At 59.9% G+C, this 13,846-nt stretch carries 13 protein-coding genes; 4 read left to right on the top strand and 9 right to left on the bottom strand.

Translation table 11 applies throughout. The features are described 5' to 3' along the window. Nucleotides 1-373: 373 nt before the first annotated feature. The 8 genes from rluF to AC5FXY_RS12255 all read right to left on the bottom strand — a co-directional run bounded on the left by rluF (nucleotide 374) and on the right by AC5FXY_RS12255 (nucleotide 7,898). Nucleotides 374-1,348, bottom strand: a complete 975-nt coding sequence (gene rluF, locus AC5FXY_RS12290) for a 23S rRNA pseudouridine(2604) synthase RluF (RefSeq protein WP_493556972.1) — start codon at nucleotides 1,346-1,348, stop codon at nucleotides 374-376. A 120-nt stretch (nucleotides 1,349-1,468) separates the two neighbouring features. After that, on the bottom strand, nucleotides 1,469-2,293 hold the full coding sequence (locus tag AC5FXY_RS12285; RefSeq protein ID WP_493556971.1) for a hypothetical protein: 825 nt from the start codon (nucleotides 2,291-2,293) through the stop codon (nucleotides 1,469-1,471). Between the two features lie 22 nt (nucleotides 2,294-2,315). Continuing rightward, nucleotides 2,316-3,380 (bottom strand): proline iminopeptidase-family hydrolase, encoded by a 1,065-nt coding sequence (locus AC5FXY_RS12280; RefSeq protein ID WP_493556970.1) that lies wholly within the window; start codon nucleotides 3,378-3,380, stop codon nucleotides 2,316-2,318. Between the two features lie 117 nt (nucleotides 3,381-3,497). Beyond that, a complete protein-coding gene (locus AC5FXY_RS12275) occupies nucleotides 3,498-4,562 on the bottom strand; it encodes a serine hydrolase domain-containing protein (protein ID WP_493556969.1) in 1,065 nt (354 codons plus the stop codon). A 48-nt stretch (nucleotides 4,563-4,610) separates the two neighbouring features. Beyond that, nucleotides 4,611-5,282, bottom strand: coding sequence for a hypothetical protein (locus AC5FXY_RS12270; protein ID WP_493556968.1), 672 nt, complete (start codon nucleotides 5,280-5,282; stop codon nucleotides 4,611-4,613). A gap of 128 nt (nucleotides 5,283-5,410) precedes the next feature. After that, entirely contained in the window at nucleotides 5,411-6,145 is a 735-nt protein-coding gene (locus AC5FXY_RS12265) for a YebC/PmpR family DNA-binding transcriptional regulator (protein ID WP_493556967.1), read from the bottom strand. Nucleotides 6,146-6,303: 158 nt separating this feature from the next. After that, a complete protein-coding gene (locus AC5FXY_RS12260) occupies nucleotides 6,304-7,185 on the bottom strand; it encodes an SDR family NAD(P)-dependent oxidoreductase (RefSeq protein ID WP_493556966.1) in 882 nt (293 codons plus the stop codon). Between the two features lie 218 nt (nucleotides 7,186-7,403). Next, nucleotides 7,404-7,898, bottom strand: coding sequence for a hypothetical protein (locus AC5FXY_RS12255; RefSeq protein ID WP_493556965.1), 495 nt, complete (start codon nucleotides 7,896-7,898; stop codon nucleotides 7,404-7,406). Nucleotides 7,899-8,019: 121 nt separating this feature from the next. On the opposite strand from AC5FXY_RS12255, the gene AC5FXY_RS12250 reads away from it, so the two are divergent. From AC5FXY_RS12250 to AC5FXY_RS12235, 4 genes are all read left to right on the top strand, one after another. Next, entirely contained in the window at nucleotides 8,020-8,928 is a 909-nt protein-coding gene (locus AC5FXY_RS12250) for an arginase family protein (RefSeq protein ID WP_493556964.1), read from the top strand. Nucleotides 8,929-9,338: 410 nt separating this feature from the next. After that, the gene (locus tag AC5FXY_RS12245) at nucleotides 9,339-10,523 is read left to right on the top strand and encodes a sensor histidine kinase (protein WP_493556963.1); all 1,185 of its coding nucleotides are present in this window, start codon (nucleotides 9,339-9,341) and stop codon (nucleotides 10,521-10,523) included. A 229-nt stretch (nucleotides 10,524-10,752) separates the two neighbouring features. Next, entirely contained in the window at nucleotides 10,753-11,505 is a 753-nt protein-coding gene (locus AC5FXY_RS12240; protein ID WP_493556962.1) for a LytR/AlgR family response regulator transcription factor, read from the top strand. Nucleotides 11,506-11,606: 101 nt separating this feature from the next. Further along, entirely contained in the window at nucleotides 11,607-12,440 is an 834-nt protein-coding gene (locus AC5FXY_RS12235) for a DUF4097 family beta strand repeat-containing protein (protein ID WP_493556961.1), read from the top strand. Between the two features lie 184 nt (nucleotides 12,441-12,624). On the opposite strand, the gene AC5FXY_RS12230 is transcribed toward AC5FXY_RS12235, so the two are convergent. Beyond that, nucleotides 12,625-13,644, bottom strand: a complete 1,020-nt coding sequence (locus AC5FXY_RS12230) for an MBL fold metallo-hydrolase (RefSeq protein ID WP_493556960.1) — start codon at nucleotides 13,642-13,644, stop codon at nucleotides 12,625-12,627. Nucleotides 13,645-13,846: the final 202 nt, after the last annotated feature.

Below are 13,846 nucleotides of genomic sequence, written 5' to 3'. Positions count from 1 at the left end.
GTCGGACAAATAAAGGAGCCGTTTGCAACAACACAGACGGCCCGCCGCAGCGGGGAAGCTGCTTTGGCGGGCCGAAGGTAAAGCAGAAGCACGGTTTGGTTGATGAACTGAAGCGCAGACCAAACGTCGGAACACGCCAACTAGCCTAGAATCAGCCAGCCACGCTGCATGGCGCTAACGGCGGCAAGTGCCGAAAATGAGGCCGGCGCAGTCAGCCAGCAGTCGAAAGCCAACGCCTGTTCGACAGGACTACCGGGATAAGCCACCAAGCAAGCCTGTAGCCATTCGAGCATCTGTAGCGCAAACCCACTGGCGAAAATCGACTGGTCCCGGCTTCGCTAAACGACAGGACCAATGTAATAACGCCAACCGGTTACCGGCCAGAGTGCCGGCCCCGCGGCTTGCTCTTACTTGGGGCGTTGGGTTTGCTTGGGCGAGCAGGGCTGCTAGCTTTTCGGGCTCCCGCTGTGGGCTTGGTTTTGCCTGTGCCCGGCCGGTGGCGGCCCTTGGCCTTGGCCTCCGCGCCGTAGCTGGGCGCCTTCGTCGGGGCGGCGGCTTTTTGCGGGGCCACGCTCAGCCACTCTTCGCTGGCTATTTGCTGGGGCGTTTTGGTGCGCGAGCGGCGCTTGGGCGCGTCGCCGCTGGAATGCTCGATGGCCTCAAACAAGCCCGCTAATTCCTTGTCGGTCAGCTCGCGCCAGTCGCCCACGCCCAGACCTTTTAGGGTAATGTTCATCACGCGCCAGCGCTCCAGCTGCACCACCTCGTAGCCGAAAAACTCGCACATGCGCCGGATCTGGCGGTTCAGGCCCTGCACCAGCGTGATGCGGAAGATGTAGTTGGTTTCCTTCTGCACCTCGCACTGCTTCGTGACGGTGCCGAGCATGGGCACGCCGTTGCGCATGCCTTCCAGGAAAGCTTCCGTAATGGGCTTGTCCACCATCACGATGTACTCCTTCTCGTGCTTGTTGCCGGCGCGCAGGATCTTGTTGACGATGTCACCGTTTGAGGTCAGCAGGATCAGGCCCTGCGACTCCTTGTCGAGCCGGCCGATGGGAAAAATCCGTTCGCTGTGCTTTATGTAGCGAATGATGTTGTCCTTCACGCTCCGTTCGGTGGTGGAGGTGATGCCCGGCGGCTTGTTGAAAGCAATGTAGATGGCATCTTCTTCGGCTCGGGGCTCGATGAGGTTACCGTTGACCACCACGCGGTCCTTGCTCGTGACCTGGTCGCCCACGCCGGCGCGCTTGCCGTTGACGAACACCACGCCCTGCTCAATGAACCGGTCGGCTTCGCGGCGGGAGCAGATGCCGCTTTCGCTGATGTATTTGTTGAGGCGGGTAGACATGGTAGGCAACAGGAAAAAATGGTAAAGTCAGCAAGATTTGAAAAACGCCGAACTACAAAAGTACGCGCGGCGGCCTATTTAGATGGGGCACCCACGTAAGCAGGCTGCAAACTCGACGCCTTAGTATCGGTACGTTCTTTTCTCGATCAGCATCTTGCCGCCCTCAGCTAGCAAGTACCGTCTAACCCATCGGCCTTGTTTGGAATAATCATAAGCGTATTCTTTCATTACGGTTGTTCCTCCATACAATGCGCCGTTAGATTTAAAAGTCGAGGTCGTCCGACTGTCGCGAATAACCGCTCTTTGCTCGTCGTACCAGTACACATCCGATTCTTCCGGTCCGTCATCCTTTAACCTCGTTAGCCGAAAAGTCTTCAGCTTGCCCGCTTCGTAAGTGAGGTTTGCCTCGTGCGTCGACCGTTTTCTGGTGTAGGCCACAAAACGATATTGCGTAGGTAGGTTATCAGAGCTGTACGCTAAGTACTTAATGACGTAAATGGTGTCTTGCGGTGAGTGACACACCTCTTGCAGCACCTGGGAGGAATCAGCGTTGTAGAGGTAGCTGTAGTATGTGTAAGAAACCTTGCCAGGGCTATCCGAATCACGCAGGGCTGCTCTTTGACGACGGTTTTGATTGGTATATGTGTATTCTGTGGTGGCTAGAAGTTTCTTGCCTCGGAATTGTTTGGAAGATACAGCCCGGCCTGCATCATCAAACTGATATAGTTGCCAGTATCCTGCCGGGCCGGCGCCATAGAAGTTGACTTTAAGTGACTTTACACCCGGAAACCGCTCCTGTTCCACGTCAAGGTGCTGAGCAGTCGTAGGCAGAATGAATAAGTATGACAGGAATACTGCTCCAGAATATTTGGGCCACATACTGTAGCGCGCTTTTAAGTCAAAGAGAAGCCTTCCACTTAATGAAAGTGGCAGAAAAGTACCCACGAAGAAATCCCAAAATCCGAGCTTACAGCGCCACATTCTTTTCGCCCTTATCCACGCCCAGCATCCACTTTGTCAGGCCGCGCATGTAGGTCTGCTGATCGTCGTAGAAGCTCATGTGCGAGCCTTGCGGGCAAATAAGCGCCGTGCCGTGCTGCACTTGCGTGGCTACCCAGCGCATGTGCTCCGGGTCCATGGTATCGTACTTGCCGCCGATGCTGAGCACCGGCACCGTGAGCGTGGGCAGGTCTTTGGTTCGGTCCCACTGGGCCAGCTTACCGGCAATGCCGAATTCGCTGGGCCCTTGCATGGTCACGTACAGCGACTGGTTCATTTTGGCGAAGGAGCGGTTTACCGGCTCGGGCCACTGGTTCAGGGGCAGGCGCAGTACGTGCTCGGTGTAGAAGTTCGGCATCAGCAGCTCCATGTAGCGCGGATTCTGGAAGTCTTTCCGGGCTTCGATCTGCCGAATTTCGGCCAGCACCTCGGGCTTCATCTGCTTGGCCAGCACATTCTCGGCGTACTTGCCATAGGCGGGGCAGCTCATCATCATGTTGGAAATGATCAGCCCCTTCATGTTCTGCTGGTACTTCAGCGCGTACTCGGCCGCCAGAATGCCGCCCCAGCTGTGGCCCAGCAGGTAGAAATTGTCCTTGCCGAGGTTTAGCGCCTGGCGCAGCTGCTCTACTTCTTCCACATAGCGCGGTAGGCTCCACATGGCCGTATCCTTGGGGTCGTCGGAGTTGCCGCAACCGAGCTGGTCGTAGTAGATAAACTCGATGCCTTCCCGCGGCAGGAAGCTTTCCATGCACTCGAAGTACTCGTGCGTGGCACCGGGGCCGCCGTTGAGCAGCAGCAGCCGAATGCGCGGGTTGTTGCCGAAGCGCTTGGTCCAGACGTTGAACGTGCCCTTGGGCGTTGTTATCGGAACCATCTGCACCCCGCCGTCCTTGATGCGGGCCGTGTCGCCGGCGAAGTAAGTGTCCGGGGTGGTAGAGCCCGCAGTGTTTTCGTTGGTTTGCTGCGTGCAGGAGGTGCTGCCAAGGCTGAGCAGCATGGCGGTGGAAAGCAGGGTAGAAGTGAGCTTCATGGAGAAACTAGAATAGCGTGGGAAGGCAAGCCAGGACGAGTAGCTGGCGGCTAAACCTACTGATAATTCAACCGTGCCCCAACGCTGCCTTGTTGTGCTATAGCAGCCTAAGCTAGCCTATTGCTCCTCTGCCAGCCACTGCATGGCGCGGTACTCACCGGGGCCAACAAACAGGCGCAGCACCTCATCGGTAAGCTTGAGGCCGTTGGCGCTGTTGGTGAAAAACACCAGTCTCGTTTTCTGCGCTGGAAAGGCTATAAAGAAGGCCTTGAAGTCGCCGTTGTCGCCCCAGTGCCACAGGGCCGGGCCGGCGCTGGTGGTGGCCAGGCCCACGCCGTAAGCCCATGCGATGTATGGGTCGGTAGGAGTGGGGCCCAGGCCGCAGCGGTCGGCAGGGCTGGCAGCCGTGGTGAGCAGCTGCGCCGTGGCAGGCTTCAGGCCCTGGCCCAGCATCAGGGCTTGCACAAATCGGCTGTAATCGGCAGCAGTAGTAAGCAGGCTATAACCGGCACTGGGTTCTTTAAAGTGGCGAATCTCAGTAGGCTTGCCGCCCTGCTCATGGCCGAAGCTGGCATTGCGCCCGAATGTTTCCCGCCATACGAAGCTGCTGTTCGTCATTCGCAGGGGCTTAAACACCTCTTCCTGCGCCAGCACTTGCAGCGACTTGCTCGTGATGTGCTCTAGGGTTTTCTGCAGGAACACGAAGCCCTCACCAGAGTAATTCCAGCAGCTATCGGGCGCGTATTTCAACCGCAGCGTCGAGGTTTTCCACGCGGCGTCCAGCGGGTTTTCGGCCCAGTTGGGCAGGCCGGTGGTGTGCGTGAGCACCATGCGGGCGGTGATGGTAGCCGCGCGGGGCTGGGTGCTCAGCCGAGGGTAGCGGTAGTAGCTTAGCAGCGGCTTGTCGAGGTCGATTACGCCGCGGTCGTGCAGGCGCAGGGTGGTGTATGCCAGCACCACCTTGCTCAAGGAAGCCGCCTGCATGGTGGTGCTGGCCGTTAGAGCTTGGGTTGTGCCAGCTTGCTTCAGGCCTAAACTATACTGCTGGGTTTCGCCTTTGCGGCTGAAAGTGAGCTGCAGGCCCGGAACGTTATACTTCTTGAGCAGGTCTGTTAATTCAGCCCGCTGAGCCAGCATAGGGAAGCTCCATAACAGCAGTAAGGCAACTAAGCAGGCTTTCATAGATTGGGAAGATCAGAGCAAGGGAAGCATTGGGCAATGACAGCGTGCTTACATCCGCCGCACGCCCTGCCAGCTGATGCGGAAGGCGTCGGTTTTGTGGCGCCCCATCACCTCGTGGCGGATGCGCAGCACGGCGTGACCTTCGCCCTCACCTTGGGCCAGTGTCCAGCCCGCCAGCTGCGCTTCATAAAAGGGACCGAGGCGGTAGAGCTTATAGGTATAGGGTAGGTCGGCCCCGGTACCCAGGGCCAGGTACACGTAGTGCGAGCAGGTGCAGGCGTCCTGGGTGGCGTCGGCCGGGCCGTTGCACACGCGGTAGGCCTTAATGTCATAGTCGGCGCCGGCGCCGGCGCTGGTCGTGTCGGCCAGGCTCAGCACCTCGGCCATTTCCTCGTTGGGCAGCGTCACGATGGCCGGCGGGCCGTAGAGCGTACCCGCCGGAAAGACCCGGTTTCGGGGGCGGGGACGGGCTGCTCCCGGCGCGCCAAACTCGTGGTAATTGGCCAGTTGGGCCACGTATTCCAGCCGCTCTTGCGTCGAGGCCAGCTGCAGCTGCGCTTGCTGCAGGGAGTCCTGCCCGCTGGCTAGTGCCCGGCGCAGCTGCCGCATCGTGTCTTGTTGGGCCTGCACCTGGCTTTGCAGGCGGCTTAGCTGCGGATCGGGCTGGCGCTGGCAGCCGTGCAAAAGCAGCGCCGCGGCTAACCAAGTTATTCTGCGCATAGCATTGCTGAATAGTTGTAGCTGCGGCTCAAGATAGCAGCGCGGCCAGCATGGCTGAACGCAGTTGGGGCTACCGCCGCCAGCCCAGCCGGCAATGGTAGCCCCAGAAGCAGGGCCGCCCGACGGGCTTAGCCTAGCGTGTGGTACACAGCCTGTACGTCGTCGTCCTCTTCGAACTTCTCAATAAGGTTCATTACCTCTTCCAGTTCTTCGCCTTCCAAATGAACCGTGGTGTTCGGGATGCGCTGCAGCTGGGCGCTGATGACGTTCAGCTGCTTCTGCTCGAGGGCCTTCTGCATCTGGCCGAAGTCGCTGAAAGCGGTTTCCACCACGATGAAGTTCTTCACGTTGCCCTGCTCGTCTTCTTCCGAGTCCTCGTAGATGTCGTCGGCGCCGAAGTCAATCAGCTCCAGCTCCAGCTCGTCGCGGTCGAGGCCTTCGGCGGCCAGCTTGAACACGCCCTTGCGGGTGAAGGTGAAGTCCGACGAACCGGCGGTGCCCAGCGCGCCGTTGCCGCGGTTGAAGTACATGCGCACGTTGGCCACGGTGCGGGTGGGGTTGTCGGTGGCGGTTTCCACCACGATGGCCACGCCGTGAGGCGCGTAGCCCTCGTATACTACCTCGGTGTAGTTGCCTTCGTCCTTGGAGCTGGCGCGCTTGATGGCCGCTTCCACGCGGTCCTTGGGCATGTTTACGCCCTTGGCATTCTGGATGGCGGTGCGCAGGCGCGAGTTCGTGTCGGGGTTGGCGCCGCCTTCCTTCACGGCAATTACGATTTCGCGACCGATACGGGTAAAGTCTTTCGACATCCGGTCCCAGCGCTTCATTTTGCGGCCTTTACGGAATTCAAACGCGCGTCCCATCTATGGTGAGATTGTGAAATGGTGAATTTGTGAGTTTAGCCCGGGTGGAAGCAGAGTGACGCCGCTTCAAAGGGGCCGCAAGTTAGCCGAAAGCCCAACCAAGGGCAACCCCGGACCGGAGTAACTGCCCCATACTATAACCCAGCCGGGACGTGCACTCAGGCCGGGCCCGGTGCTGTTCCGGGGCGCGGCTTCACTAGCCCAATGCCGCGGCCCAGCAGGCGGTCGAGCCAGCGGGCGGGGAGCAACCGCGGCAGCACCGAGTCGCGCAGGCGGTTGGGCATGATGGTATAGCGGGCGCTAGGCCGCCGGGCCTCCAGAATGGCTACCATGCGGCCCGCCACGTACTCCGGCGTCAGGCCGTTGGCGCGGGCGCGCTGCACATATTTCACAAAACGCTGCGCCGGGCCGTGGTACGGGGTATCCTGGTAGGCATCAAGCGAAATGCCTTTGTCCCAGATGGGCGTTTGGGTGACGCCGAGCCCAATCAAAATTACATCGACCCCGAACAGCTGCAGCTCCCGGCGCCAACTGGTCGAGAGGCCTTCCAAGGCATGTTTGGTACCCACATAAGCCCCAATAAAGGGTGCCGCTACCTGTCCGCTTACCGAACCGATATTGATGATGCGCCCGGGCGTACCCCGGAAGCCCGGCACAGCGCCAAGCAGCGGCAGAAAAGCCTGCGTCACTTGCACGAGGCCAAGTACATTCACCTCAAAATGCTGCCGCACTACCTCAATCGGTTGGTGCTGCAAAGGGCCGCCAAAGGCCACGCCAGCATTGTTGAACAGAGCCGTAAGCGGCGCGCCACCAAGTTGCTCAGTCACTATTGCCACGGCCGCCTGAATAGCGGCGGCATCGGTTACGTCGAACAGCAAAGGCACGAACTGGGGCCCTAGTTCCTGCTCCAGCGCCTCGGCATCGGCCGGCCGGCGCACGCTGCCGAAGACGCGGTAGCCGCGCTGTAGGAACGCATGGGCGGTGGCTCGGCCTACGCCACTCGAGACACCGGTTATCAGGATGGATTTCGGGCTGCTCATGCATGCAAGCTAACCGAAGTTGCACTAAAGGCGGTCGGGGCTCTTCAATAGCAATACCGTTGCTTTGCTATCTGTCATCCTGACGCAGGAAGGACCCTGCCACGCTCGAACATGCCGTTCACTCGTAGTAAGGTCCTTCCTGCATCAGGATGACAGACGTCTAAATGCTTTCTCCCATGGTTGCGTTTTACACCAAAGGGCGTTAGCAACTCCCTACTCTACTTGCCTTGCGCCACTAGCTGATAGGTGCCCCGGCTACCGGCCGGAAAGCCCTCTATGATCAGTTCCAAAGTTTGTTTTTTGGGGTCGAAGCGAAAGCTGCCGTTGTCGGCCTTGGGGTCGCCCTGGCTGCTGAGGTACAGAAAGCTGATCTTGTCGCCGGTTACCGTAAAACGGCCTTTCTGGTTGAACGTCACGGGGCCGTTCGGGCCGGTAAGCTGCATGCTTTTTTGAAAGGTGCCCGCCGGGTAAAGCGTGAGCGTGCCGCCTACGCCATCGGCCTGCACCGGCGCTTCGCCCGCCGACTGAATGGTGTAAGAGCGGTACGTGTAAGTAGTATAAAACGAGGCTGGTGCCGTTGCATTGGCAGTGGCGGGGCGAGGGACGGCCGGAGCCGCTTTGCGCGGAGTGGTTTGCTGCGCCCAGGCAGGAGCCGCGAGTGCAGCACTCAGCAAAATCAAGAGGGCTAGGGAAGCCCGAAAGCGAAGAAGCATGCCGATAAGGTAAAAGGAGGCTGGCTCAGGCACCGCCTCCGCCCGAAAGTACGCCCCAATACGTTTGGCACAACGCGTCTCGTTCCCTTGCTTTGGCATTCCGTTCCCGAACCCACCCGCCATGCCCACTTTTCTGCGCGAACTAATCCGCCCTGCCAGCGAACTGCCCGAAGCCGACGTCTGCCTCGTGGGGTTGCCTCTTGACCACGGCACCGTGCTGGAAGGCGGCCGCGCCGGGGCAGTGGGTGCACCGGCTGCCATTCGCCGCGAGCTGCGGCGTTACCACAAAACCTACAACCTGGAACACAACGTCCGCCTCGACGAGCTGCGCATTGCCGACGCCGGCGACATCACCGCCCCCGGCACGCCCTACGACCACGCCGCGCACCACCAGCGCATACGGGAGCGGGTAGCCGAGCTGCTGAGCCAGTACCCGCGCGTGGTAGTGCTCGGCGGCTCACACGATGGCACCTTCAGCACCGTGCGCGGCCTATTCGATGCCACTGGCGGCCAGCCCGTGGGCGGCGTCAATATTGACGCGCATGCCGACGTGAAGGACCGCGCCGATCTGGGCAGTGGCACACCTTACGGCAAGCTTTTGCGCCAAGGCTTTGTAAGCGGTTCCCGCTTCACCGAAATCGGCCTGCATTCCAATCTGAACACCTTCGAGGACATTGAATTTCTGCATCAGCAGCAGGCCACCATCGTGCCGCTGGCCCATGTGCAGCAGGATGGCATGCCGCTCTTTATGGAACGCGCCGTGCGCCGTGCCACGGCCGAGGGAGCTGCCTTTGTGTCGTTTGATATCGATGCGGTAGCCCAGGCTTTCGCGCCGGCCGTATCAGCCCCAAGTTCCGATGGCCTCACGCCCCGTCAGAGCGTGGAAGCAGCCTTCGCGGCGGGCCGGCAGGAGCAGGTGCGCTTGTTTGAAGTAGTAGAATTCAACCCGGTACTCGACCGTGACTTTCAAACGGCGCGCCTCGCCGCTACCATCATCACAGCCTTCCTGACGGGAGTAGCAAAGCAGTAGGCACTCAGCCCACCCGCTTAGTAGCGCATGCCGGCCGCAGTTCGTCGGCGCGCACTGCGGCTTATCGCCCCCTGATGCTGCTAGTCGAAGGGTGTTGGAGCGGCTGATTCGGGTAGATTAGGTTTGATGGTGCTTTATCAGCTCCCGTCGCTATGCCTGTCGCCAGTACACCACGGTTTTCTAGCAGTTCAGCAGCTGGTCTTAGCCGCCTGCTCGCAGCAGGCTCTTGGTTGATTCTGGCTGCCGCTGGCCAGCGTGCTGCTGCTCCGGCCACCACGCTAGGAGTACTTATCCGGTACGAGATACAAGTGCGGCCACTGCTGCAAAGCTTTCAGGGCTTGCTGCTGCGTTTCCAAGGGCGCCAATGTTCGCGTGTTCACGGTTATCTTGCTTACTAGCCCAAAGTCCCGATGCCGCCCAGCGTACTTTCTCCGCCGCCCCCTGCCCGGCAGGTTGAAACTGTGCCGCCCGCGGCAGTAGCTCCCCCATGCGTGGCGGCTACCAAAGCGGAGTTGCCAGGAGAGCAACCTGCCCGCATCACCTGGCGCGGGCTTCGGGCGCTGGCCGGTTTTTACGTGGTATTTGCGGTGCTGTACGCCGTCACTATTGCCTATACTGCGCAAGATTTTCAGCCCGATGCTTATCCCACTTACCTGCGCCGGGTGCTGCTGCTCGACTATCCGCTGAAAGCCCTGTGGACGCTGCCGGTGTGGTGGCTGCTGTTTCGCAGTCCATTGGAGCGAGCTTCCTGGACCATGAAGTTGCTGGCTCACTTGGTGCTGGGGCTGATGTGGGTCGTGGCGTGGTTTGTGAGTTACTATGGCCTGCTGCATGTGCTGGGCAAAAACGGCCTCAGTGGCAACGGGCGGGCCTGGGATGTGTACATTCCGACCTTGTTCTACTGCGTGCAATTTGGGATGCTGCATGTAGTGCACTTCACGCAGCAGCTCCGGCACCGCAATGCGCTTACGCGGCAGCTCCAGGCGCAGGCCCACGAAAGCCAGCTTTCGGCGCTCAAAGCCCAAATCAACCCTCACTTTCTATTTAACACCTTAAACTCCATCAGTGCCTCGGTGCCGCCCGAGCTGGAAAGCACCCGCGAGCTAATTGCCCGTCTGGCGCACACCTTCCGCTTTGCCTTGGATGCGTCGCGGCATGAGCGGCTGCCGCTAGGGGAGGAGCTGGCGTTTTTGCAGAGCTACCTGGAGCTGGAGCAGGCCCGGTTTGGCAGCCGGCTGCAGGTGACGTTTGCCATCGATGAAACTCTGCTGGACGTGCTCGTGCCTCCCATGCTGGTGCAGCCACTGGTGGAAAACGCCGTGCGGCACGGGTTGGCGCCCTTGGTGCAAGGCGGCACCATTATCGTGTCGGTGCAGCGCCACGGCAACGCGCACATGCAGGTGATGGTAACCGATACGGGCGTGGGGATTGGGCGTAGCGTATCCGACGAGCCGGAATCCTTACTGCACACGACTGGCGGCATCGGGCTGCGGAACACCCATGACCGGTTGCTGGCTTTGAATCAAACTGGTTTGCTGCTTGAGCCTAATTCTCCTCAAGGTCTGAAGGTGTCGTTCCTGCTTCCGCTGGCTTAAGGGCCCAGCAGTACAAAGTTGGAAAGAGCGTTGTGCTGAATGAAGACAAGCCGAAGGAGAACGTAGCCAAGTATGTATGTTGGTTCGTTGTAAGCCTTCAGGATAAGCAATAAAAATGCTTGACTACGTCGACGTTCGGTTCGACAAGCAGAGCATAACCATTCTGCATTCTTCAGACAAGCACTCAACAGACCTGGTTACTTAAGAATCCCGCATCCAATCTCAGCCCATGACCACACTCATCATTGATGACGAAGCTCCGGCCCGTACCATCGTGCGCCAGTACCTAGCCGATTTTCCGAGGTTGCATATCGTGGGCGAATGTGCCGATGGCTTGTCGGCGGTGGACAGCATCCAGCAACTGCAGCCGGAGTTGGTGTTCCTTGATATCCAGATGCCGGGTCTGACGGGTTTTGAAGTGCTGGCTCGCTTGCCGCAGGTGCCCCGCATTATCTTCTCCACAGCCTACGATCAGTACGCTCTCAGCGCTTTCGCCGCTGGCGCCGTGGACTACTTGCTAAAGCCCTACGACCGCACCCGTTTCCGTCAGGCCGTGGAGCGCGTGCTGCAGCGCACCGAAGCTACCCCCGATGCAGCGCTGCAACGCCTGCTACAGCGCCTGGAAGAAACCCAAGGAGTTGCAGCGCCCGTGGCCTTTCCGCCCCGGCTATTCGTGCCGCAAGGGCCGCGGCTGGTGGCTGTGCCCGTGGAAACCATCCGGTGGGTAGAAGCCGCCGGCGACTATGCTACCCTGCATACCAGCACGGGGCAGCACTTAAGTAATTTGGGCATCACGGCTTTGCAGGAGCGCCTCGATCCGCAACGCTTTTTACGCATTCACCGCTCCGTAATGGTTGCCTTGGATGCCGTGCGCGAGCTGGAACGCGACGGTAGCGGCGGCTACTACGCCACGCTGGAAGGGGGTAAAGTAGTGCGTGTAAGTCGCTCACATGCTGATGCTTTCCGGCCACTGCTTGGTTGATGCATGAGAGAAGTACGAAATATTTCGTGGTATGTGCAGCCCTCGATATTCGGGTTCTGTCAGTGGGGCAGATCATCCACACAAAACACTGCCGCTGCGCCATGAAAAGCCTGTTCGTCATCCTACTACTCAGCTCTACTGCCTTTTCCGCCGCTGCCCAGTCAGCTCCCGCTTTTACCTCCACCTGTGAAGAAGGTCGGTGGGGCAGCAACGACCAAAAGCGCTACTGTGAAACCCGCGACCTAACCCTGCCAGCTGCCAAGGGCCAGACGCTGACGGTGGACGGGCTGCGCAACGGTGGCATTTCGGTAAAGGGCTACGACGGCACGGAAATTCGGGTGCGGGCCAAAGTGCAGGCCTGGGGCCGCGACGAGGCTACGGCCAAGGCCACGGTGGAGCAGGTCAAAATCAGCACCGAGGGCAATACCTTGCGCGGAGCTGGCCCCGATGGTTCGGGTAACAACGATGGCTATGCCATGAGTGACGGCGGGTATGCCGTGAGCTACGAGATTTTTGTGCCGCGCAAGCAAGCCCTGGCCCTGATTACCCACAACGGCGGCATTAGCCTGCAGGAACTGGAAGGGCCCGTTACCTTTCAGGCCCAGAACGGTGGTGTGAGCATCGCCGGCTCGGGCGGCGACGTAAAGGGGAGCACCACCAACGGCGGCCTGAGCATCACGCTCACCGGAAAAAAATGGGAAGGTAAGGGCTTGGATGTGACTACTACCAACGGCGGCATTAGCTGGAAAGTCCCTGCCGATTACTCGGTACAGCTCATCACCAGCACCCAGCGCGGCCCCATCAGCACCGATTTTCCCACCAAAGTACAAGGCAGTATCGGGCGGGAAGTAGCTGTGAACCTCGGCAAGGGTGGCGCTCCGGTAAAGGCCGTAACTACCAACGGCGGTGTAACCGTAAGTCGCGCCAGCAAGTAAACTTCTTACTACGTCACATAAACAAGTACGGGCCGCTCCTGCAGTAGGAGCGGCCCGTGTGATTTTTGCCGCAGTAGGAAGGCTACGGCATCTGGATCGTGGTTTAAGCGCACCACTGCCTGCTGCGCCGGGCCAGCCGCCGGATTCGGTGTCGCGGCAGTTGCGTGCGGCCACCCTTTTGTGCTCAGTACCGCACTTCCTTGTATGGGTATGAGGTCGAGTTCAGTTCCGGAATATCCACAAAGGCATTGTAGCGGTACCGGTCCCGACGTTTGTCGTAGGAACGGCCTTTCTTGCGACGGCCCAGCATTACCAGTGCCCCCAAAGCCAGTGCTGCTCCGGCCCCTACAATCGCCACTTTGGCTGCGAAGTTGTCGGCGGGGGCAGGGGGGAGGTACTGCACGCCGCCAGCATCCATGCGCACAGGCACGGTGGCGTAGCGGCCGCGGGTGGGCATGGGGAAGTTGTCGGCTAGTGCCTGCAGGCCTGCCGCTGCTTCCGGGCCTTTGATTACAGGCCCGTGGCCGCAGCCGATAGCTTCCGGCTGCAGCGCGGCCAACCGCTGTACCGACTCATGCACTTGTTGCCAGTCGTAATTGAACGGGGCGCCGGCCACGCTGATGCGGGGCTGCTGCATCAGCAGTGCCGGTACTGATTCGTGGTTGGCCGTGGCAAAAGCATCGGCGCCAAGCAGCGTGCGGTCGGCCTCCCGAAACAGGGCCAGCTGACCGGGTGCGTGACCGGGCACGTGCAGCCAGCGCCAGTCCGGAAGGTAAGGTACGGTGTTGTCGTCGAGGGATAGGGCCTGCACCACGTCGCGCAGTTGAAACGACTGCGGCGGAAAAAAGCGACTGACGAAAGCCAAGGAGCCACCGCCTTCCACGGTGGGGTCGGCGGGAGGGTATACGGCACGGCCGGTCAGGAAAGGCATTTCCAGTGGGTGCGCCAGCACCGGTACATGCCAATGTTCGGCCAGCTCCTGGGCCGAACCGGCATGATCCATGTGCCCGTGGGTCAGTAGGATGGCCTGCGGATGGGTACCGGGGTAAAACAGCTTATCAGCCGCCGCAATAATCGACTTTGCCGAGCCAGGAAGGCCGGTGTCGACAAGCACCCACTCGCCCGCCAAGCCGACTTCCACAAAATACACATTGACAAAACGCTGAATCTGAAGCTGGGTCACGCCAGCGGCTACCTGTTCCATAGCGGCATATGATATTGATGATACACAGCCACTACGCAAATCCGCGCGGTTAGGGTAACAACCAATCTGGCAACGTAGCCAGCGCTAACTGCTGGTTTAGACGCTGCCGCCATGCCAGTTAAACCAATTATGAGGCCTGTACTAAGGCACAAAAAAAGCCCCTCCGGTGGGAGGGGCTTTTCACAATTTGACAAGGAAGTCA

It is taken from the genome of Hymenobacter sp. FMD4, from assembly GCF_058932745.1.
Note: the sequence above shows the minus strand (reverse complement) of the source record. Positions and strands in the feature narration are given on the sequence as shown.